Consider the following 20164-nt stretch of genomic DNA (forward strand, 5'->3'; position numbering starts at 1 on the left):
GTTGCCCACCGGTCCCCCAGATCGTCCTGCCAGGTGTCGGTGACGCGACATCTTACGGCCAGATCCATGCCGACCTCGATCTTGGCAGTTCTCCTTGCCATCTCGAACTCCCTTTCTCTCCGCGCGATCGTGCGATATCGCTTCCTGCTTTCACCATCCTTCGCGCTGACTACATCGGCATTTCCGGCTCAAGCGCGCGCTCCTTTGCCGGCTCGGGTATCTCCGTCATGGTCGCCTCCGTCAGGAGCGGCACGCTGGCGACTAAACGATGGGTGCGCCCCATTTTTTCTCGATCAGAACCGACTTCGGACGAGGACCGAGCGTCACCCGCACGGCGTCGGCGAGTTGGGTCGCGCCGCGCAGGATTTTTTCGCGCGCCGCCGAGCGGAACAATACCTGTTTGTGGGCCATGGTGGTCTCCAGACTATCCGACCGATTCCCATAGCCGCATTGGGGCCGACCAGCCTTGACGCGCGTCAATTGTGCATCCCTGGCGGCGTTGACCGGAATCAATGAGGACCGGTTCGCCAGCTGGTCTGATGGGGCTCTCAGGTCAGGAGACGACGATGCGAACGAACGAGACGCCACACTACGATACCAGCGTGAATACGACCGGTTGCTGCCCGAAGTTCAACCCCGGCGGTTGGGACGATCAGGAGCTGCAGTTCCGTGACAAGCCGTTCGTGAGAGCGGTGACGCACAGCGTCATGCATGTCCCCGTGAACATGGGCAGCGTTTTCACGCGCGTTAATCGGCACATCGACGATGCCGGCGCTTCGGCCGATGGCCAGTCCATCGTTCTCAGCCGCGATCTCTCGCCCTGGACCAGCGAACATCTCTTCTCGGTTTCGAAATCTGTCCCCGAGGAAGAGATGACGACGCTGAGCGGGGACTTCGTGACGAAAGTGTTAGAAGGCCCCTTCAGCCAGGCAAGGCCGTGGCACGAAGAGATGCTGCAGATGGCGCGTGATCGGAAATCGGAACCGGGCGACGTCTATTTCTTCTATACGACCTGCCCGAAATGCGCCGAAGCCTACGGAAAGAACTATGTCGTTGGGGTAGCGGCCGTGGGCTAGTCTACAACGCAACGCGCTGCCAGTTTGGATAGATGGACTTGCGTCCGAGCGAGGCAGGTCAATATGCGCCCTGATGGAGCCCTTGCATGAGTCGAATTGGCGGTTTCCTGCTGGTCATGCTTATCGCCATGGCGAGCGCGGCCGGTGTGGCTTTCGTGCTTTACAGGAACGAGCTTGGTCGCTTGCGCGACACCGTCAGCCGAGGCAGTCTGGTCGCCAAGCTCGACATCGGCCCGGTTGAATACGCCGACAGCGGCGCGGGCATTCCGCTGCTTTCGATCCACGGCTCCGGCGGCGGCTTTGATCAAGGCCTTGCCCTTGCTTCCGGTCTTGTGGGGGAGGGCTTCCGTATCATCGCGCCGTCGCGCTACGGCTATCTGCGCACGCCTGTTCCGCAAGACCCTTCTCCGGCCGCTCAGGCCGATGCTCTCGCGGCGCTGCTCACCAAACTGAACGTTTCCAAGGCGGTGGTGGTCGTCGGCGTTTCGGCTGGCGCGCGGTCGGCGGTCGAGCTGAGCCTTCGGCACCCGGACAAGGTCGCCGCTCTCATTCTGGTCGTCCCGGCCCTTTATTCGCCCACCAGTCCGGTCTCGGTCGACGTGGATCCGGGTAACAGGTTTGCGTTCTGGGCTGTCAACGCCGGCGGCGATTTCGCCTGGTGGGCAGCCGAGAACATCGCGCCATCGGTACTCATTCGCTTCCTCGGCGTTCGGCCGGCGCTGGTGACGGCCGCGCCCCAAGCCGAAAGAGACCGTGTGATGAGCTTTGTCAGAGGCGTTGAACCATTGTCGCTGCGCTTCTCCGGCATCAATATCGACAGCGCTCCGGAGCTGCATGAACAGCCGCTGGCTGAAATCGCTGCACCGACATTGATCGTCTCGGCGCGCGACGACCTGTTCAACACGCTGCCGGCAGCCGAGTTCGCGGCGGCCAGGATTCCCAGCGCCAAGCTGGTGGTCTACGATACCGGCGGACATCTTCTCGTCGGGCGGACGCAGGAGGTTCGCACGGCAATCCGCACCTTTCTGGCCGGCGCGGGCCTGATCCCGTCAAACCGTTAACCCGCGGAACCGGTGATTGTCGGCGTGACGACCGCCGCGGGGGCCGTTGCGTCTTGGCCAAGGGTCGGCGTCAGCCAACGGACGAGGCCAAGGCCGAAGAGCGCCAGCGCCGTGAAGCCCGCGCCCGCCAGGAAGGTCATCCTCGGTCCGAAAAAATCCCAGAGCGTGCCCGCCAGCAGGCTGGCGGCCAGTAGGCAAGTCCAGTCGACAGGTTGAACATCCCGAAGGCGGTGCCTCGCAGTTCCGGCGGGGCCGTATCGGCGACGAGCGTTGCCAGGAGGCCCTGCGTAAGCCCCAGATGCAGGCCCCACAGGCCCACGCCGAGCGCTGCGGCCGCAAGATTTCCAGGGAACGCCAGCACGATGTCCGCGGCAATCAGGACCAGGAAGCCGAGAATGAGCATCGTCAGGCGATTGACGCGATCCGATAGCGCGCCGGCCGGATAGGCCGAGAGCGAGTAGACCACGTTCATGACCACCAGCACCAGCGGGACGAGCCCGATCGGCAGGCCCATGCCCTGCGCGCGCAGGATGAGAAACGCTTCGCTGAACCTGGCCAGGGTGAACACGGTGGCCACGCAGACAACCAGCCAGAAGGACGAACCCAGGCGCTTGAGCTCCTGCAGGCTCAAGGGAGCGCGCACTTCGCGCAGCCCCGTGGGCCGGGCCGGCTCGCGGACGGCGGTAACCAGCAGCACGACCGCCAGAAGGCCTGGAACAACCGCGACCCAGAACACGGTCCGAAACTGATTGGCGGTCAGCCACATGAGGCCGAACGCCAGCAGCGGCCCGACAAACGCCCCAACCGTGTCGAGTGCCTGGCGAAGCCCGAAACTCGCGCCGCGCGCGTCGGCGGGGGCGATGTCCGCAACCAGGGCATCGCGAGGGGCGCCGCGAATCCCTTTGCCCACACGGTCGACAAATCGCGCCGCCACCAGCCAGCCAATCGAGGAAGCCAGCGGGAACACCGGCTTGGTGAGAGCGGCGAGGCCGTAGCCGATGACCGCCAGCAGCTTGCGTTTTCCCAGCCAATCGGACAGCGCGCCCGAAAACACCTTGGTGATGGCGGCCGTCGCTTCGGCAATGCCCTCAATGGTGCCGACCATCACCATCGACGCTCCCATGACGGTGACGAGGTAGACTGGCAGCAAGGCGTGGATCATCTCCGAAGAGACGTCCATCAGCAGAGACACGAAGCCCAACGCCCAAATCCCCGCAGGGATGGTTCCTAGGCGGGTGCGGGTGGTCTCCGCGGTCTCGAGCTGCTTCATTGATCCCTTCGGCACGCCGACATTGGGCACGTTCAACATAGCGGACTCGCGGTGCGCAAGTACACCGCGATCAGCTATTTTGCAGTTCCTTGGCCGGGGCTTCCAACCAGGTACCGCGCTCGCCCCTGACGATTGCCAGGGCATCTTCGAGCTTGCCGATCGCGGCAGGCTTGCCCGTTGCTTCGGCGAACTCGATCGCGGCACCCACCTTCGGCCCCATGGATCCGGCCGGAAAATTCCGTCCCGATATCTCTGTCGTGGCAACGTGCCGGAGCGCGCGGGCCTGCGGCGTACCGAAGCCGGCATAAACCGCATCGACATCCGTCAGCATCAGCAGCATGTCAGCCTTCAATTGACGCGCCACAAGCGAGCTTGCCAGGTCTTTGTCGATGACGGCTTCGACGCCAATCATGCTGCCATCGTCGCGGGCGATGACCGGGACACCTCCACCACCCGTGCAGATGACGACGACGCCCTGCTCGACCAGATAGGAGATCACCGACACTTCCAAGATATCGAGAGGCCGCGGCGAGGGCACGACACGGCGCCATTTGTCGCCGTCAGGCGCAACGGTCCAACCGCGCTCGCCCACGAGCCGTCGCGCCGTCGCCTCGTCATAGACGGGGCCGATCGGTTTTGTCGGATGGGCGAAGGCGGGGTCGCCCGGGTCGACCTTCACCTGTGTCAGCAATGTCGCGAACAGCCTCTGGCTGATAAGGTTGGCAAGTTCCTGCTCGATCATGTAGCCGATCATGCCGGCGCTTTCGGCGCCGAGCACGTCGAGCGGGAAAGCGCCGTCGGTCGAGGCCGCCGACTGGAGCGCCAGCAGGCCGACCTGCGGGCCATTGCCATGCGTGATGACGAGCGAATGGCCCTGGCCGATAAGCGCCGCCAGGGCGGATGCCGCATGCTTGACATTGCCGCGCTGATTTTCGGCGGTCATGGGCTCGCCGCGCCGCAACAGCGCGTTCCCGCCGAGAGCCGCTACGATCAGCATCTCAATTGCCGATCGTGGCGACGAGCAGCGCCTTGATCGTGTGCATGCGGTTCTCCGCCTGGTCGAACACGATCGACGCGCCCGATTCGAAGACCTGATCGGTGACCTCCATGCAGTCGATGCCGAATTCGCGCGAGACAGAGGCGCCGACCTCGGTCTCGGTATCGTGGAACGCCGGCAGGCAATGCATGAATTTCACGTGCGGATTGCCGCTGGCCGACATCACCTCGCTCGTCACCCGATAGGGCGTCAGCAGGCGGATACGCTCGGCCCAGGCCGACTTGTCCTCACCCATGGAGAGCCAGACATCGGTGTAGATGAAGTCGGCGCCTTCGACGCAGCTCTTCACATCTTCGTCCAGCCTGAAGCGGCCACCGCTGCGCTCCGCCAGGGTTCTGACATGGGCGCAGAACTCGCCGTCCGGCCAGAGCTCCTTGGGTGAAGCGATACGCATGTCGATGCCGACCTTGGCGGCGCCCACCGCCAGGGATAGCGCGACATTGTCCCGCCCCTCGCCGACGAAGGCGACCGTCATGTCGGACAGATGCTTGTGCGTGAATTCACGCATGGTCATGAAATCGGCGAGGATTTGCGTCGGGTGCGCTTCATTGGTCAGGCCGTTGTAGACGGGCACGCCGGCATGCGTGGCAAGCAGCTCGGCCTGATGTTGCGCAAAGCCGCGATATTCGATCGCATCATACATGCGGCCGAGCACGCGCGCGGTGTCCTTCATGGACTCCTTGTGCCCGATATGGCTGCCGCTTGGGCCGAAATAGGTGACGTGGGCGCCCTGATCGTAGGCGGCCACTTCGAATCCCGTCCGGGTGCGGGTCGAGTCCTTTTCAAAGATGAGCGCGATGTTCTTGCGAACGAGGCGCGGTATCTCGTGCCCGGCCTGCTTGGCTGCCTTCAGATCGGCGGCCAGCTTCAGCAGGAAGCGGATCTCGTCCGCCGAAAGATCGTCCAGCGAGAGCACCGAGCGTCCATGAAGTTTGATCGACATTGGGGGTCCTTTCAGAGCGGGTCTCGGGCGATGGGGCAGGTCATGCAATGGCCGCCACCGCGGCCGCGGCTGAGCTCGGCACCCTCGACGGTGATCACCTCGACTCCCGCCCGGCGCAGAAGCGTGTTGGTGTAGACGTTGCGGTCGTAGCCGATGACGACGCCCGGCTCGACGGCGACGACGTTGTTGCCGTCGTCCCACTGCTCGCGCTCGGCCTCGTAGCGGTCGCCGCCAGTGGCGATGATCCGCAGCGATTTCAGCCCGAGAGCCTCCGCGACAACTGATATGAAGGGCTCCTTCTCCTCCCTGACCTCGACCGCCGCATCGCCGTCTCCCGGCCGGATCGAGAAGGTGCGCAGCCTTTCGACCACGGGCGGATACATGGTCGCGAGGTCGCGGTCGCAGAAGGTGAAGACGGTGTCAAGATGCATGAAGGAACGGTCGCGCGGCATCAGAGCCGCAATCACGCGCGTGGCCTCTCCGGCGGCGAACAGGCTTCGCGCAAGATCGCCGACCGCTTGCGGCGTGGTGCGCTCGCCCATACCGACCAGAACGACGCCTCCGCCGACAGGCATGACGTCGCCGCCTTCGAGGCTGACGCCCGTTCCGGCCTGGGGAGAAACGAACGGGATGCCGCTGTCGCGGAACCTTGGATGGAAGCGATAGACAGCCTCGACATTGGCCGCCTCCGGCCGCCTGGCCGGCCAATACATCGGGTTGGCCGACACGGAGCGGTAGATCCAGCAGGAGCTGTCGCGGGTGAACAGCTGGTTGGGAAGCGGCGGCAGCACGAAATCCTGCGGCGCGAGCGTCCTTCCGGTCAGGCCCTTGGGCTCGAACGGCAGTTCGGCGCGCGCAATGCCACCGACCAGACAGGTTGCCAGCAGGCCGGCCGACATTTCGTTCAGCCAGCCACGCATCTCGTCGACCATGTCGAGGCCGACCACGCCGGCATGCACCCTGCGGTCGAGAAGCCAGTCGCGGGCCTTGCCGATGGCCATTGTCTCGGCAAGCAGCTCGCCGAACGAATGCACCACCACGCCACGCTCGCGCAACGCGTCGACGAAGACGTCGTGTTCCTGGCGCGCCCGCTTCACCCACAACACGTCGTCGAACAGCAGCGCCTTGCAGTTATCCGGCGTTAGCCTGCGCAGGCTGAGATCCGGCCTGTGGACCATGACCTCGCGCAGGCGGCCGACCTCCGAATGCACTCCCAGATTTGTCATTGTACGGCCTCTCAAAGCGCGCTGACAGCGCCGGTCCACATCTCGTAGACGGCAAGGATTGCGACTGCGACGAGCGCGACGGCGATGACGGCTTCCATCGGGTGGAAGACACGCTGTTTGCCCTCGCGGCGAGCCCATACGTAGAAGATGATGCCCGGGGCATAGAGGATCGCGCACATGAACAGGTACGCAGGCCCCGCCGCATAGACGAGCCACAGCCCGAAGATCGTTGCCAGCACGCCGGCGACGAGCGGTCCGGTGCGCCCTTCGCCGCCTTGGTAGCTTTCTCCGGTCAATGCCAGTTTCGCGGCGAAGGCTCCGGAGAAAATGTAAGGCACGAGGATCGCCGTCGAAGCGATGTAGAAGAGCGCCTGGTAGGTGCTCTGAGCAAAGAGCGTGATCACCAGGAAGGCCTGGACGAGCAGGTTGGTGATCAGCAGCGACGTCGAAGGAACGCCGCGCTCGCTTTCCCGGCCGAAGAACTTCGGCAGGGTCCCGTCCTTTCCGGCCACATGCGGAACCTCCGCCGCAAGCAGCGTCCAGCTCAGGAAGGCGCCGATGACCGAGATGACGAGCGCGAGATTGATGAGCACGGCGCCCCAGGGTCCGACGACCGCCTCGAGCACGCCCGCCATCGACGGGTTCTTCAGGGCGGCAAGTTCGGGCTGGCTCAGGATGCCGAGCGAAAGCAGCGAGACCAGCGCATAGAGCGCGAGGCAGGTGAAGAAGCCGAGCACAGTTGCCGTCGCAATGTCCTTGCGGCGCTCCGCCCGGGCGGAGAAAACGCTGGCGCCTTCGATGCCGATGAACACCCACAGCGTCACCAGCATCGTGCTCTTGACCTGGGCGGCGATGGTGCCGAGCGAGGCGTTGCCGAGCCCGGTGAAGTCGAGTGTCCAGACATTAAGCTTGAACGCGACGGCGACGATCCCGACGAACAGGACGACAGGCGCGATCTTGGCCACGGTCACGATGGTGTTGACGACCGCCGCCTGACGGATGCCCGCAAGGATCAGAACATGGATGAGCCACAGCAGGATCGATGCACCGAGCACTGCCTGCCACGTGTTTCCGTCACCGAAGGCGGGGAAGAAATAGGACAGTGCGCTGAAAACGATCACCGCGTAGGAGACGTTGCCGACCCATGCGCTGATCCAGTAGCCCCAGGCACTGTTGAAGCCTACGAACGGACCGAAGCCGGCCTTGGCATAGGCATAGGGGCCGGCGTCGAGGTCGGGACGGCGCACCGCCAGCGACTGGTAGACAAACACCAGCGCAAGCATGCCGACAGCCGTGATGGCCCAACCGATCAGGATCGCGAGCGGACCGGCGCCGGCCGCCATGTTCTGCGGCAGGCTGAAGACGCCCGAGCCGACCATGGAGCCGATGACGAGCGCGGTCAGCGACCCCAGCCGGAGCTTCGCCGAAGCCGGGATCGCAGTTCTTTCCCGAATAGGGACGTTGATGTCTGTTGTGGCCATGAGGCCCTCCCACCTTTGCAATGATGGGGGCATTCAACAGGAAAGCGGGCCGGCAGCTTTGACACGGGTCAAATCAGAATGATCCCAGCGCGAGCGTCACGGCCGCAACAACCCTACCGAAGCAGCATGGCGCCGTAGCCCACGGCAGCGGCGGTCAAGGTCATGCCGGCCAGGGGCAACCAGAATCTCACCGGACCCGCGAATACGGCCAGGAACAGGCGCCCGATTGCGTTGGCCACCAGCGCTGTCAGCACCGCATGTCCAACGGTTTCGATCGGCATCGACTGCTTGATCAGCCGTATGGCGCTGAGCACCGAAGCGTCGACATCAAAGGCGCCCGCGATCGCGGAACTCGCCAGCAGGCCTTGTTCCTTGAATTGGAAGGCCAACGCGGCGCTCGCTGTCGAGGCGCCCGCGAACAGCAGCGCAAAGATCAGCAACGGCACCAGTTCGAACGGATTGCGCGTCGCGCCGGGGCTCTCTGGCTTGCTGCCGCGAATTGCCAGCGCAATCGTTCCGCAGACGCCGAGTGTCAGCGCGGCTGCGAGCGCGGGTATGGCGATGTAAGCGGTCACCGGCGCCAGTATCAAAACCACGAGGCAGACACGCAAGATTGAGATCATAGCGGCCAGGGAAGCCGCGCCGGCGAAGGACAAGGAATTGTCCGACCGATTGGCCGTACGGGCCAGTGACAGGGTGACGGCGGTCGATGAGACCACGGCGCCGGCGAGCGCGCTCACAATCAGACCGCGGGCGTTTCCGAGGACGCGCGCCGCGACATAACCGGCGAAGGAAATCGAGGCCATCAGCACCGTCAGGAGCCAGATCTCCCGCGGGTTGAAGCCGCCCCATGGGTCAAATGGACGGTCCGGCAGCAGGGGCAGGATTATGGCGGTCATCACCGCCAGGACCAGTGCCGAGCGAAGCTCGATCCAGGTCAGACGTTTCAGAAGCCCGTGCAGGATTTCGCGGCTGGCGAGGAGCGCCGCGAGCGCTGCGCCTCCCGCGGCGGCAACGCGAAAATCGCCTGCCACGCAGAGCGCGCCAAGCGTAAAGACGGCGAGGCCCGCGATAACGGTTGTGACGCTGAAATCCTCGTCATGCGCGGCTTCGCGTGCCTTGTACCAGGCGAAAATGCCAGCGAAGGCGAGGAAGCCTGCAACCAGCACCGAAATTGCGTTGAGCGCGTCGGCCAATGCCGCAACCAGGCCGCCGAGAAGCCCGGCGATGCCGAAGGTGCGAATGCCGGCTGTCCGGCTGCGGTCGGGCGCATCGCGCTCTCTCCAGCCGCGTTCCAACCCGACAAGCAGGCCTATTGCCAAGGCGACCCCGAGCCGGGCAATGAGCGTGTCCATGGCGGCTACCTCAGATTGGCTGCATACGCTGCCAGCCGCTTTGGCCAGCGGTCGTCTTGGCGCGGCTTCCGCCTCGGCCTCGCCATGTAAGGCTAGCTCTCCAACGCTTCGCGGCCCGAAACTTCGGCGATGGAGACGCGGAAGAACACGTGGGGCAGATGCTCCAGATCCGAGGCTGCGGCCGGCTTGAGCGCGCCTGGCTCCCACCAGTCGAAGTGCTTGCTCAGCACGAACCATGCATGGTCACGCTGCGCCTCGTGTCCGATCCGATCGGGAAGTTCTTCATAACGGCCGGTGACGATGACGCTTTTCCAACCGTGACCCGTGCCGGGGGCGTCGACCTGCACGGACACGAGCGGATTGGCGCGCATCCAGTCGATCTTCTTGCCCGGCAGGGAGAAGGCATAGAGGTGGTTGTCCGCATGCGCGTAATGGAACGGAACGACGTAGGGCCGCCCGTCCTTCGCGCAGGCCAGCCGGCCGGCGCGATTGGCCGTCAGCAGTTTGGTGCATTCCAGAGTGGACAAAGCGCGGATCTGCATCGGCGGGACTCCTAGCTATCGGTCTCGCGCCGCGATCTTTTCGCGGTGTGCTGGCCGGAGCGCCTTCGTTCGTCGGCATTTCCGCGGGCGAGGGCCATGAGATCCAGAACCTCGTTGTCGGAGAGCTGCGGGAAGTTGCCGTAATAATAGCTCAGCGCCCGAAAACGTGCAGGCTGATTGAGGCAGATCAAATCCGCTTCCTGCGAGAGCTCGTCCGCGGTGTCCACCGGCGCCACGGGAAGAGCGACGATGATCTTGCGCGGCGAACGTCGCTTCAACGCGCGAATGGCGACCTTCATCGTCGTTCCGGTCGCCGCCCCGTCGTCAACGACGATCACCGTTTTGCCCGCCACCGACAGGGGCAGGTCTTTCCCACGATATACCGCCCGTCGCCGTTCCAGTTCGGGGCGCTCCTGCGCGATCAGGACACGAAGCGCGCCGTCATCGAGGGCGTATGCCTCCACGATTTCCCGGTTGAGAACGACGTCGGGAGGCTCGCCGTCCACGATGGCGGCCACGGCCAGTTCCGGATTGCCCGGCGCTCCGACCTTTCGAACGATCACGAGGTCCAGCGGCGCCTTGAGGGCCTTGGCTACCTCGGCAGCCACAGGGACGCCGCCTCGCGGCAAGGCGAGCACAATCGGGTCCTTCAGCTGAAGCAGGTCCAGCGATGCTCCGAGCTTCTGCCCCGCCTCCTGGCGATCGCGAAACATCGTCATTCCTCCGGCCACAGGTGGCGCAGTGACTTCTTCATCGAGTTTCGGACCTGGACGATCTCACCGTGGGAAATATGCCGGTCGAGAAGCCTGAACACCGCTACGATCGCCTTGTCGGTGTCGACCTCCGGCTCGTAGCCAAAGCTGTTGGGGACGCAAATGACGAAGTCGCTCTTTTTGCGTTCCCACGTCGGTTCGGCCGGGTTCCACCCTTCGAAATAGATGCCTCTGATCAGCGTCGGCAACTGGGCCGACAGGTCGGCCATTTCCTCCGGCGAAAGCCAGTCGCGCAAGGCATGCAGGACCGCTTTCAGCAGGCGAAATGCGCTTTGCTCATTCCAATCCAGGTCCCTGGCAAGCTCGTTCACCCATTGCTGCGTCTGCTCGGCGGCATGTGTGATCGAAGTGTGTGAAACTGCGTGTGTCATCCTCCTCATCCTTCGACTGTTTTGGTTCTCCCTTGCTGGGAATTGCGCATTGCTCCGGATAAGTTCAACGTCCCGGATTTCAGCCGCCTGCCTTGTTCACCAGCAGCGGAATGATCCGATCGGTCCTGGCGACGGCGGGGCGGCCTGAACCGGCATAGGGGATGCCCAGCGCATCCCAGGTCTCGACCAGCGCGTCCTGCAATTCGGCGATCAGCGCGTCCGAATGGAACGGCGTCGGCGTGATGCGCAGCCGCTCGGTGCCGCGCGGCACCGTCGGATAGTTGATCGGCTGGATGTAGATGCCGTGCACGCCAAGCAGCCGGTCGCTCGCCATCTTGCAAAGCTCGGGATCGCCGACCAGCACCGGCACGATATGGGTGGCCGATTCCATCACCGGCAGGCCTGCGGCGGCAAGCACCTGCTTGGTGCGCGCCGCCTGGCGCTGCTGCGCGTCGCGCTCGGCCTGCGAGCGCTTCAGGTGGCGGATCGAGGTGGTGGCGGCGGCCGCGATCGCCGGCGGCAGCGCGGTGGTGAAGATGAAGCCCGGCGCATAGGAGCGCACCGCGTCAATCACCGCGCTGGTGCCGGTGATGTAGCCGCCCAGCGTGCCGAAGGCCTTGGCCAGCGTTCCCTCGATGATGTCGATGCGGTCGGCAAGGCCCTCGCGTTCGGTGATGCCGCCGCCGCGCGGTCCGTACATGCCCACCGCATGCACCTCGTCGATATAGGTCATGGCGTTGTAGCGCTCGGCCAGCTCGACGATCTCTCTGATCGGCGCGATGTCGCCGTCCATCGAATAGACGCTCTCGAACACGATCAGCTTGGCGCGCTCGCGCCCCGCCGCCTGCAGCAGGCTTTCCAGATGCGCGACGTCGTTGTGGCGGAAGATCTTCTTTTCCGCGCCGGAGCGGCGCACGCCTTCGATCATCGAGGCATGGTTGAGCTCGTCGGAGAGCACCAGGCAGTTGGGCAGAAGCCGGGCGATGGTCGAGATCGAGGCCTCGTTGGAGACGAAGCCGGAGGTGAAGACGAGCCCTGCCTCCTTGTCATGCAGGTCGGCGAGCTCCCGCTCCAGCTCGACCAGCGGGTTGGAGGTGCCCGAGATGTTGCGGGTGCCGCCGGCGCCCGAGCCCATCTTGCCGGCCACTCTCTGGAAGGCGGCAATCACATCCTCGTTCTGGCCCATGCCGAGATAGTCGTTGGAGCACCAGACGGTGATTTCCTGGGCGCGGCCGTTGGAACGCCAGATGGCGCGCGGGAACTTGCCCACCATGCGCTCGAGGTCGGCGAAGACGCGGTAGCGCCGCTCCGCGTGGAGCTGGTCGATCGCATCCTCGAAGAACCGCTGGTAATTCATGTCGAGCTCCTGTGCAGCCTAAATCCGTATTGGGTAGCGCGTTGACCTACCTGGCCGACACCATACGAGGCATGCGCGGACCTCACTTTGAGCTATGTCAATTCCGGGATGCCTCTGGCGATCGAGACAATGTGAATGGAGGCGGCTTCATCCAGCGGGCTTGTGCTTCACAAAAAAGTGGATGACTGCGATATTTGGAGTAGGAATGATGAAGAGCCTGCATTGAGGGTAGTCGTGGACCGGTTCATTGCACGGGCTAATATTGCCCATTTCGAAGACTTGCTTGCCGCGGAATCCGACCCGCAGAAGCGGCAGGTGATCGAGAACCTGCTTGCACGCGAGAGGCAGAAGCTCGAAATCGCGGAGCATCAAGCCGAGGCCGCAGGGAAACCTTCGGATCCAAAGAAATGAGGCCTGATTGTGGGGAAGGCTCCTCAGTGCACCGGCCCGATGCACTGAGGAAATGACCATCCGTGGCTTCAGGCAGCCTTGACGGTGATCTTCTTCTCGGCCTTCTGCGCTTCGGCCGTCTTGGGCAGCTTCACAGTGAGAATGCCCTTGGTGAAACTGGCGTCGATCTTGTCGGCGTTTACACCTTCGGGCAGCCGGAACGAGCGCTGGAAGGAGCCGTAGCGGCGCTCCGAGAGATAGTAGTCCTTCTCCTTTTCCTCTTTTTCTTCCTTCTTCTCGCCCTTGATCGTCAGCACGTTGTTGGCGAGCTTGATGTCGACGTTCTTTTCGTCGATGCCCGGCAGTTCCGCCGTGATCTCATACGCATCGGCCTTTTCCACCAGGTCCATCGCCGGCGCCACCGGCCACTCACCGCGCAATTTCGCGGGCAAGTCCGTGCCGAAGAGCGAACGGGTGGCGGGCAGATGGAAATCGAAGGGATGAAAGTCATCGAAAAGCCGGTCGATTTCGCGTCGCAGGCTCTCGAAAGGTCCCGCCCAGTTATCCGATCGGGCGGGAACGTTCTTCTCGGTTCTCACGGGCAGTTTGGTAGCGGCCTCAGCCATGGCTTTTCTCCTTGAAGGTCGATTGGGCAACAAGTGCCGCCGCCTCCGCTCTTTCACCGCAGGTATTCCAGCACGCGCCAGAGAGAGGTCGGCGGACCTGCTCGACAGGCATCCTCGCTGAACTGACCCATCTGCTTCGCGACGTCCGCGTTTGACACGGGGTCCACGCGACCGCACTGCAATTCATGCGCGACCTGTCGAGGCCGGCATCAAAGCACCGGTATGAGCAGCCATCGTTGATCCGCGTCAAACAAGCCGCAAGAAGGAACGTTTGGGGTCAAAGAGCCTGAACCACGCTCGTTCAATGACCCCCGTTCGCGCCAAGAGGCCTCCTGGCCGGAAAATCTGACTCAAATCAAAGCGCGAGGCGAATCTTCGATCACACTGGCCGAATGTGGAATCCGATCGCAAGCGCGCCACCCGGCCGCAACCTCGAACTGGCCGTCATCGACGACGATGGCGTGCACGCGCTCGTGTTCCCTTGCGAGAAGGCGCCGGTGGGCTGGAAGAATGTCGCGACCGGGGCGCGGGTCGACATCCGTCCGACCCACTGGCGTGTCTGGAATCCGGAGGAGCACCAGCTTGGCTTCCTGCAGAATCCGCACTGATGCGCGCCCTCTGGCGTGTAGCTTTCAGGGCGGCATGCAGCGGAAACAAGGACTTGAACCGCTTCGCTTCAATCCGCTTCAGCTCTTCGGATCGGCGATCAAGGCCATGCGCACCAGATGCGAGAGGCTGCTGGCGCCCATTTTGCTCATGACATTGGCGCGATGGATTTCAACGGTCCGCGGACTGATCCCGAGATCATAGGCAATCGTCTTGTTCGGCAGTCCCGAGACAAGGCCGTCGAGCACCTGGCGCTCCCGCTCCGACAGCGTCGCAAGGTTCTTTCGAATCCCGGCTGATTGCGGGTGCGCCGCGATCGGCTGGCTGCGGTGGTCCAGGGCGGAACGAATGGCATCGATGAGCACCTGATCGTCGAATGGCTTCTCGATGAAATCGGCAGCGCCCTCCTTCATCGCCTGCACGGCGAGGGCGACGTCAGCATGACCTGTCATCACGATCACCGGCGCATTCAGGCCGCGCGCCTTCAGCTGCCGCAGGAACTCGATGCCGTCAATGCCGGGCATACGCACATCGGTGACGATGCAGCCGTCGATCTCCTTCGGTTCCGGTGCCAGGAATGCGGTCGCCGACTCATGCAGGCGCACGGCAAAGTCGGCTGTCGCAAGAAGGAAACCCAGCGACTTGCGGACATCGACGTCATCATCGACGACATGAACGACATCATTGGCCACGGGCAACCTCGTCCTTTTCTACGGCACGCAAGGTGAACCGAAATGCCGTTCCTCCGCCGGGCATCGACTCGGCCCAAATATGACCACCATGCGACTCGACGATAGTGCGACAAATGGACAGACCCACCCCCATTCCCTGCTTCTTGGTGGTCACGAAGGGCTGGAAAAGCTGGGCTGAAACCTCGGGCGCCAGCCCCGGGCCGGTGTCGATCACGCCGATCTCCACCATCGCGTCTTGGCGCGCATTGGTAACGACGTGCAATTCACGCCGTGGCGCGCCTTGCATGGCCTCCACGGCGTTTCTCATCAGGTTCAGCAATACCTGCTCGATCTGGATTCGGTCGGTCAAGACCAGTTCGGCCGACGGATCGAGATCGTAACTGACGCGTACATCCGCTTCCCTGGCGCCGACCAGGGCCAGCGATGAAGCATCCTCGATGAGCGCCGACAGGCGTTCGACCTGACGCTCGCTTTCCCCCCTGGCGACAAAGTCCCTTAGACGGCGGATGACGTCGCCGGCGCGCAACGCCTGTTCGGCGGCCCTTTCGACGGCTTCCCGCAACATTGCGGCGTTATCGTCCCTGCTTTTCTCGAGCAGACGGCGGCTGCCCTTGAGATAGTTCGTGATCGCCGTCAGAGGCTGGTTAATCTCATGCGCCAATGTGGAGGCCATTTCGCCAAGGGCGGTGAAACGCGCCATGTGAAGCAGCTCCTGCTGCTGCTCCTGCATCCTGGCTTCCGTCCTGTGGCGCTCCGTCAGGTCGCGGCAGAAGCCGGTGAAGAAACGGCCTGTTCCGGGATGCATTTCCCCGACGGAGAGTTCCATCGGAAAGGTCGATCCGTCCTTGCGCATCCCGGTTACCGTTCGACCGAGTCCGATAATGCGGCGTTCTCCCGTTGTCAGGTAACGCTGCAGGTATGTGTCGTGCTCCTCCCGGTACGGCGGGGGCATCAGCATCTTGACGTTTCGGCCGATGACCTCGCCGGCCTTGTAGCCAAACAATATCTCGGCCGCCGTGCTGAAGGATTGGATGTTGGCGCCTTCGTCGATGACGATCATCGCATCGGGTACCGTCGCCAGGATCGAACGCAGGTGATCCTCGCGCAGCAGCAGCGCGGCGTTGGCGAATGACAGATCGCTGACGTCGGTGCCCTGAATGAAGATTGCGGTGATCCGGCCATCCCTTGCCCTCACGGGCTGGTAGACGAAATCGAGGATACGCTCCTCCGCAAGGCCGGTTTCATCGTTGCGCAGGACGATCTTGGCGTTGCGGCCGACATAAGGCTCGCCGGTTTCGCAGACGCGATCGAGCAATTCGTAGAATCCCTGGCCCTCAAGCTCGGGCAAGGCCGCGCGAAACGATTTGCCGATAACCTGCCGCTGGCCGATCAAGTGCTGAAACGCGGCATTGGTCAGCTGAAAGACGTGGTCCGGCTCGCTGAGCAAGGCTATGAAGCCCGGAGCCTGGTCGAACATCAGGGCGAGAAGCTCGTGTTCCGGCAAGATATCGAGGGCGGCCAGCGGCGATGGCTTGGCTGCTTCTGGCCGGCCTTGTTCCGTCTTGCTCACGAGCGGTCTCCGGATCGAGAAACAGCAGCGGCCGACGATTTAGCACGCATCATTCTGCCCGCCAAACAGCGGCGCCGCTGTGACGATTTGATCTGTATCAAGGCGCCCCAAGCTCGCACAATGCAAGTGACAGAGCATTCCGCGTTCCGAGCGAGGTGCCTGCATGTCCTATAAAACGATAATCGTCAATCTGGCCGTTGATACAGACCCCGCGCCGGTCGTGAAGCTGGCGGCGGAACTGGCGCAGCGCTTCGATGCCCACCTCGTCGGCCTTGCCGCCGCGGACGTCCCGCCTTTGGTGTCCACAGGAGAGGGCCTGGTCTACGAAGGCGAGGTTATGCAGGTCCAGCGCACCGAGATCGAGAAGCGCCTTGCCGAATTGCGCGATATCTTCGAGGAGCTCGTCCCTGGCTCGGTCAGCAGCGAATGGACGCAATACATTTGCCGACCGACCCGCGCCCTCGGCCTTGCGGCCCGCTCGGCCGATCTCATCGTGACCGCCGAGGGCGGGGAGGATGTCTTCCGTGCCGTCGATGTCGGTAGCCTCGTGCTTGGCGCCGGTCGCCCCGTGCTGGTCACGGCGGGCAATGCCGAGCATCTCCTGGGCAAGACCGTCCTTGTCGCCTGGAAGGACAGCCGGGAAGCGCGAAGGGCCTTGTCCGATTCCTTGCCGTTTCTGGCGAAAGCCAACGAAGTGGTCGTCGCCACGATGGAAACCGAGTCCGGAGAAGATGTGCGAAACAGCCCCGCCGACGTCGCGGTCTTTCTGGAGCAGCATGGCGTCATGGCGCGAACCGAAGTGATCGCCGGCGAAGCGGATGGCGACAGGCTGGTAGCGTTCGCGCGCTCAATCCACGCCGATCTGATCGTCTCCGGCGCCTATGGTCACAGCCGGCTGCGGGAATGGGCCTTCGGCGGCGTCACACGCACGCTCATCGGCGAGGGCAATATCAATCGCCTGTTGTCGAACTGATCGGTCGGCCATGGTGACCGGTGGAGCCGATCCGACGGAACGGGCGGCAGTCCGGCCCGCCGAACTGCAGTCGACCGGCCGCGCGCCCGACATCGCCAAGCAGGCCTACTGGTCGCTTGAAGCAGATCGGCTGGTCGGACAACTGGAGACCTCCACTTCCGGACTGCTGAGCGCGGATGCGGCGGCCCGGCTTGCCAAATTCGGACGAAACGCCCTGGTGCCTCGGTCGAACCGATCGGCGTTGGCTGTGCTCGCGCGCCAGTTTCGCAGCCCGCTGGTCCTGATCTTGGTCTTCGCCGCCGCCGTGTCGGTGTTCGTCGGCGAAGGTCATGAGGCAGCGATCATCGGCGCGATTGTGCTCGCCAGCTGTATCCTCAGCTTCACCCAGGAATATGGCGCCTCTCGTGCCATGGAGGCGCTGCAGCAGCGCATCTCCCGCAAGGCCACCGTGCTTCGGGACAGCTTCGAACGGACTGTCGATGTCGAGAACATCGTTCCTGGCGACGTCGTCTGCTTGTCGGCGGGAAATCTCATCCCCGTCGATGGCGTCGTCCTGGAGTCGCGGGATTTCAACGTCAGCGAATCCGTCCTGACCGGCGAAACCTTTCCCGTCGTGAAATCCGCCGGCCGCTCCGCGCCTGAAGCCGGCATCGCGCAACGGACCAATGCCGTGTTCACCGGCACCTCGGTTCGCAGCGGAACGGCAAAGGTGCTTGCCGTCGCCACGGGAGCGCGGACCGAGTTCGCGTCGATCGCCGAAGCCTTGGAGCGGCGGATCCCGGAAACCGAGTTCGCCCGAGGCATCAGAATGTTCGGATATCTGATGACCGAGATCATGCTTGCGATCGTCATCATGGTGTTCTTCGCCAATGTGATGCTCAACCGGCCACTGATCGAATCTCTTTTGTTTTCGCTTGCCCTCGCTGTCGGCCTGACGCCTGAACTGCTTCCAGCAATCATCAGCGTCACCCTGGCTAAAGGCGCGCGCACGATGGCGGCCAGCGGCGTCATCGTGCGTCGCCTCGACGCGATCGAGAATCTCGGCAGCATGGACCTGCTCTGCACCGACAAGACAGGAACGCTGACGGAGGGCGTCATTCACCTCGATGGATCGTTCGATGTCGAGGGCACCGCTTCGAAGGACGTCCTGCTTTGGGCGCTGCTGAACGCGACCTTGCAGACGGGGCTGAAGAATCCCCTGGACGAGGCAATTGCGAGTGCGCCGCATGACCACGAGGATCTGTCCGGTTTTATCAAGATCGACGAGATCCCCTACGATTTTGTCCGCAAGCGGTTGTCCGTCGCCGCGCAGGACAGCTCGCGCGAACAGATCCTCATCACCAAGGGAGCCGTTCAGAATGTCGTCGAGGCGTGTGGCTTCGTTCAAGGTCCGCACGGCTTGACACCCCTTGGCGCGGCGGAGCGCCAGGCGATCGACGAGAAATTCAGGCGCTGCAGCGCGCAAGGATATCGCGTTCTCGGCCTGGCGACCCGGAGATTTCAGGGCAAGGCTGGCTTCAGCCGTGACGACGAAACCGGAATGGCATTCGCGGGCTTCCTGCTCTTTCTCGATCCGCCGAAAGAGGGGGTGCGGAGAACGCTGTCGGCGCTTACCGACCGCGGCATTGGCGTAAAGGTGATTTCCGGCGACAACCGCTATGTCACCGCGCACCTGGCCGAGGCTGTGGGCCTCCGGTCCGCCAGGATCATGACCGGCGAAGACCTGTCGAAACTGACGAAGAATGGGCTTCTCGCCAGTGTGCGCCATACCGATCTCTTCGTGGAGATCGATCCGAACCAGAAGGAGCGGATTGTCGAGGCGCTGCGCCGGAGCGGCCACGTCGTCGGCTATCTTGGCGACGGCATCAACGACGCGCCGGCGCTTCACGAAGCAGATATCGGCATCTCGGTCGATACCGCCGTGGATGTCGCGCGCGAGGCTGCGGACATTATCTTGCTGAAGCGCGACCTGGGCGTGCTGGTGCGGGGTGTCGATGACGGCCGAAAGACCTTCGCCAACACGATGAAATACATCTCCATCACGACCAGCGCCAATTTCGGCAACATGATCAGCATGGCGGCGGCCTCGCTCTACCTGCCGTTCCTGCCGCTGCTGGCAAAGCAGATCCTGCTGAACAATTTCCTCTCCGACATCCCGGCTCTGGCGATCGCGGGTGACAATGTCGATGCCGAACAGGTGCGCAGGCCGCGTCACTGGGACATCCGTTTCGTCAGGCGCTTCATGGTGAGCTTCGGGCTGGTGAGCTCCCTGTTCGACTTTGCGACCTTCGCTTTCCTTCTTCTGGTCGTTCACGCCACGGCGGCCACGTTTCAGACCGCGTGGTTCGTGGAATCCGTGCTCACCGAACTTGCCATTGTGCTCGTCGTGCGGACCCACAAAAGGCTGTGGCGCAGCCGTCCCAGCCATTTGCTCGCGGGCCTGACCCTAGGCGTCGGCATCATCTCCATCGCCATCCCCTTTGCCCCGTTCGCCAGCTGGTTCGGATTTGTGCCTCTGGCAGGACCGGTGCTGGCCGGGTTGCTCGCGATCACCGCGCTGTACGTGCTTGTGTCGGAGGTCACCAAGAGCTGGCTCTACGCCCATGGCAGCCGCGGCAAGCGCAGACGGAAAGCGACCGGCCCGCATCTGGATCGAGCCACGACCAGACCGGGCCGCGCCGCGAGTTAAGCTGGGGGAGGCAGCTCGATGACCGCCGCTGGGCGCCACTCGCACCGGTCTAGAAGTGGAAGAGCGCGCTTCCTGTATGGCGGCGGATCGAGGTCGAGCAACGAAA

At 63.5% G+C, this 20164-nt stretch carries 19 protein-coding genes and 1 pseudogene; 6 read left to right on the forward strand and 14 right to left on the reverse strand.

Features of this window, described 5'->3' with window-relative positions:
* Nucleotides 1-261 precede the first annotated feature (261 nt).
* Entirely contained in the window at nucleotides 262-411 is a 150-nt protein-coding gene (locus EOA28_RS38650) for a hypothetical protein (RefSeq protein ID WP_189341917.1), read from the reverse strand.
* Between the two features lie 155 nt (nucleotides 412-566).
* On the opposite strand from EOA28_RS38650, the gene EOA28_RS03470 reads away from it, so the two are divergent.
* Nucleotides 567-1076 (forward strand): hydrolase, encoded by a 510-nt coding sequence (locus tag EOA28_RS03470; protein WP_127250926.1) that lies wholly within the window; start codon nucleotides 567-569, stop codon nucleotides 1074-1076.
* Between the two features lie 86 nt (nucleotides 1077-1162).
* Nucleotides 1163-2137 carry an alpha/beta hydrolase gene (locus EOA28_RS03475; protein WP_127250927.1) on the forward strand — a complete coding sequence of 325 codons (975 nt, stop codon included), beginning with the start codon at nucleotides 1163-1165 and terminating at the stop codon, nucleotides 2135-2137.
* On the opposite strand, the pseudogene EOA28_RS03480 reads toward EOA28_RS03475, so the two are convergent.
* The 10 genes and pseudogenes from EOA28_RS03480 to hemA form a co-directional block, all read right to left on the reverse strand.
* Nucleotides 2134-3407: pseudogene (locus tag EOA28_RS03480) on the reverse strand (MFS transporter). The gene EOA28_RS03475 and the pseudogene EOA28_RS03480 sit on opposite strands and share 4 nt — an antisense overlap.
* Nucleotides 3408-3477: 70 nt before the next feature.
* Nucleotides 3478-4404 (reverse strand): carbamate kinase, encoded by a 927-nt coding sequence (gene arcC, locus EOA28_RS03485; RefSeq protein WP_127250928.1) that lies wholly within the window; start codon nucleotides 4402-4404, stop codon nucleotides 3478-3480.
* A 1-nt stretch (nucleotide 4405) separates the two neighbouring features.
* Nucleotides 4406-5407 (reverse strand): ornithine carbamoyltransferase, encoded by a 1002-nt coding sequence (gene argF, locus EOA28_RS03490; RefSeq protein ID WP_127250929.1) that lies wholly within the window; start codon nucleotides 5405-5407, stop codon nucleotides 4406-4408.
* Between the two features lie 11 nt (nucleotides 5408-5418).
* Nucleotides 5419-6633, reverse strand: coding sequence for an arginine deiminase (locus EOA28_RS03495; protein ID WP_128314569.1), 1215 nt, complete (start codon nucleotides 6631-6633; stop codon nucleotides 5419-5421).
* 11 nt (nucleotides 6634-6644) lie between these two features.
* Nucleotides 6645-8114, reverse strand: coding sequence for an arginine-ornithine antiporter (gene arcD, locus EOA28_RS03500; protein ID WP_127250931.1), 1470 nt, complete (start codon nucleotides 8112-8114; stop codon nucleotides 6645-6647).
* 113 nt (nucleotides 8115-8227) lie between these two features.
* Nucleotides 8228-9469 (reverse strand): MgtC/SapB family protein, encoded by a 1242-nt coding sequence (locus tag EOA28_RS03505; RefSeq protein ID WP_127250932.1) that lies wholly within the window; start codon nucleotides 9467-9469, stop codon nucleotides 8228-8230.
* A 92-nt stretch (nucleotides 9470-9561) separates the two neighbouring features.
* On the reverse strand, nucleotides 9562-10011 hold the full coding sequence (locus EOA28_RS03510; RefSeq protein WP_126062684.1) for a pyridoxamine 5'-phosphate oxidase family protein: 450 nt from the start codon (nucleotides 10009-10011) through the stop codon (nucleotides 9562-9564).
* An 11-nt stretch (nucleotides 10012-10022) separates the two neighbouring features.
* A complete protein-coding gene (locus EOA28_RS03515) occupies nucleotides 10023-10724 on the reverse strand; it encodes a phosphoribosyltransferase (protein WP_127250934.1) in 702 nt (233 codons plus the stop codon).
* Between the two features lie 2 nt (nucleotides 10725-10726).
* Nucleotides 10727-11095 (reverse strand): DUF2267 domain-containing protein, encoded by a 369-nt coding sequence (locus EOA28_RS03520; protein WP_245463188.1) that lies wholly within the window; start codon nucleotides 11093-11095, stop codon nucleotides 10727-10729.
* A 139-nt stretch (nucleotides 11096-11234) separates the two neighbouring features.
* Nucleotides 11235-12512: a 5-aminolevulinate synthase gene (gene hemA, locus EOA28_RS03525; protein WP_128314570.1), complete on the reverse strand. Its 1278-nt coding sequence runs from the start codon at nucleotides 12510-12512 to the stop codon at nucleotides 11235-11237.
* A 135-nt stretch (nucleotides 12513-12647) separates the two neighbouring features.
* On the opposite strand from hemA, the gene EOA28_RS03530 reads away from it, so the two are divergent.
* Complete coding sequence (locus EOA28_RS03530) at nucleotides 12648-12923, forward strand: hypothetical protein (RefSeq protein ID WP_127250414.1); 276 nt, start codon at nucleotides 12648-12650, stop codon at nucleotides 12921-12923.
* 68 nt (nucleotides 12924-12991) lie between these two features.
* Here the strand turns inward: EOA28_RS03530 and EOA28_RS03535 are convergent, their stop codons facing one another.
* Nucleotides 12992-13528 carry an Hsp20/alpha crystallin family protein gene (locus EOA28_RS03535; protein ID WP_127250415.1) on the reverse strand — a complete coding sequence of 179 codons (537 nt, stop codon included), beginning with the start codon at nucleotides 13526-13528 and terminating at the stop codon, nucleotides 12992-12994.
* Between the two features lie 392 nt (nucleotides 13529-13920).
* On the opposite strand from EOA28_RS03535, the gene EOA28_RS03540 reads away from it, so the two are divergent.
* On the forward strand, nucleotides 13921-14136 hold the full coding sequence (locus EOA28_RS03540) for a hypothetical protein (protein ID WP_127250416.1): 216 nt from the start codon (nucleotides 13921-13923) through the stop codon (nucleotides 14134-14136).
* A gap of 78 nt (nucleotides 14137-14214) precedes the next feature.
* Here EOA28_RS03540 and fixJ read toward each other — a convergent pair whose 3' ends face one another.
* Nucleotides 14215-14826, reverse strand: coding sequence for a response regulator FixJ (gene fixJ / locus EOA28_RS03545; RefSeq protein ID WP_126062679.1), 612 nt, complete (start codon nucleotides 14824-14826; stop codon nucleotides 14215-14217).
* Nucleotides 14816-16303 carry a PAS domain-containing sensor histidine kinase gene (locus EOA28_RS03550; RefSeq protein ID WP_127250444.1) on the reverse strand — a complete coding sequence of 496 codons (1488 nt, stop codon included), beginning with the start codon at nucleotides 16301-16303 and terminating at the stop codon, nucleotides 14816-14818. The genes fixJ and EOA28_RS03550 overlap by 11 nt, the downstream gene beginning before the upstream one ends.
* A gap of 256 nt (nucleotides 16304-16559) precedes the next feature.
* Here EOA28_RS03550 and EOA28_RS03555 point away from each other — a divergent pair, with 256 nt between their 5' ends.
* Together EOA28_RS03555 and mgtA are read left to right on the forward strand one after the other, a co-directional pair.
* Entirely contained in the window at nucleotides 16560-17369 is an 810-nt protein-coding gene (locus EOA28_RS03555) for a universal stress protein (protein ID WP_127250417.1), read from the forward strand.
* 10 nt (nucleotides 17370-17379) lie between these two features.
* Nucleotides 17380-20058 carry a magnesium-translocating P-type ATPase gene (gene mgtA / locus EOA28_RS03560; RefSeq protein ID WP_127250418.1) on the forward strand — a complete coding sequence of 893 codons (2679 nt, stop codon included), beginning with the start codon at nucleotides 17380-17382 and terminating at the stop codon, nucleotides 20056-20058.
* Nucleotides 20059-20164 lie beyond the last annotated feature (106 nt).

Origin of the sequence: Mesorhizobium sp. M2A.F.Ca.ET.067.02.1.1 (genome assembly GCF_004023285.1) — a bacterium.
Classification (GTDB): domain Bacteria; phylum Pseudomonadota; class Alphaproteobacteria; order Rhizobiales; family Rhizobiaceae; genus Mesorhizobium.

Bases quoted from the DNA above. Each gene is read 5' to 3' on its own strand.
- EOA28_RS03515 (WP_127250934.1), bottom strand. From the start codon at position 10,724: ATGTTTCGCGATCGCCAGGAGGCGGGGCAGAAGCTCGGAGCATCGCTG.
- EOA28_RS03535 (WP_127250415.1), bottom strand. From the start codon at position 13,528: ATGGCTGAGGCCGCTACCAAACTGCCCGTGAGAACCGAGAAGAACGTT.
- EOA28_RS03555 (WP_127250417.1), top strand. From the start codon at position 16,560: ATGTCCTATAAAACGATAATCGTCAATCTGGCCGTTGATACAGACCCC.
- EOA28_RS03540 (WP_127250416.1), top strand. From the start codon at position 13,921: ATGTGGAATCCGATCGCAAGCGCGCCACCCGGCCGCAACCTCGAACTG.
- arcD (WP_127250931.1), bottom strand. From the start codon at position 8,114: ATGGCCACAACAGACATCAACGTCCCTATTCGGGAAAGAACTGCGATC.
- arcC (WP_127250928.1), bottom strand. From the start codon at position 4,404: ATGCTGATCGTAGCGGCTCTCGGCGGGAACGCGCTGTTGCGGCGCGGC.
- EOA28_RS03475 (WP_127250927.1), top strand. From the start codon at position 1,163: ATGAGTCGAATTGGCGGTTTCCTGCTGGTCATGCTTATCGCCATGGCG.
- EOA28_RS03530 (WP_127250414.1), top strand. From the start codon at position 12,648: ATGGAGGCGGCTTCATCCAGCGGGCTTGTGCTTCACAAAAAAGTGGAT.
- EOA28_RS38650 (WP_189341917.1), bottom strand. From the start codon at position 411: ATGGCCCACAAACAGGTATTGTTCCGCTCGGCGGCGCGCGAAAAAATC.
- EOA28_RS03470 (WP_127250926.1), top strand. From the start codon at position 567: ATGCGAACGAACGAGACGCCACACTACGATACCAGCGTGAATACGACC.
- argF (WP_127250929.1), bottom strand. From the start codon at position 5,407: ATGTCGATCAAACTTCATGGACGCTCGGTGCTCTCGCTGGACGATCTT.
- EOA28_RS03495 (WP_128314569.1), bottom strand. From the start codon at position 6,633: ATGACAAATCTGGGAGTGCATTCGGAGGTCGGCCGCCTGCGCGAGGTC.
- hemA (WP_128314570.1), bottom strand. From the start codon at position 12,512: ATGAATTACCAGCGGTTCTTCGAGGATGCGATCGACCAGCTCCACGCG.
- mgtA (WP_127250418.1), top strand. From the start codon at position 17,380: ATGGTGACCGGTGGAGCCGATCCGACGGAACGGGCGGCAGTCCGGCCC.
- EOA28_RS03550 (WP_127250444.1), bottom strand. From the start codon at position 16,303: ATGTTCGACCAGGCTCCGGGCTTCATAGCCTTGCTCAGCGAGCCGGAC.
- EOA28_RS03510 (WP_126062684.1), bottom strand. From the start codon at position 10,011: ATGCAGATCCGCGCTTTGTCCACTCTGGAATGCACCAAACTGCTGACG.
- EOA28_RS03505 (WP_127250932.1), bottom strand. From the start codon at position 9,469: ATGGACACGCTCATTGCCCGGCTCGGGGTCGCCTTGGCAATAGGCCTG.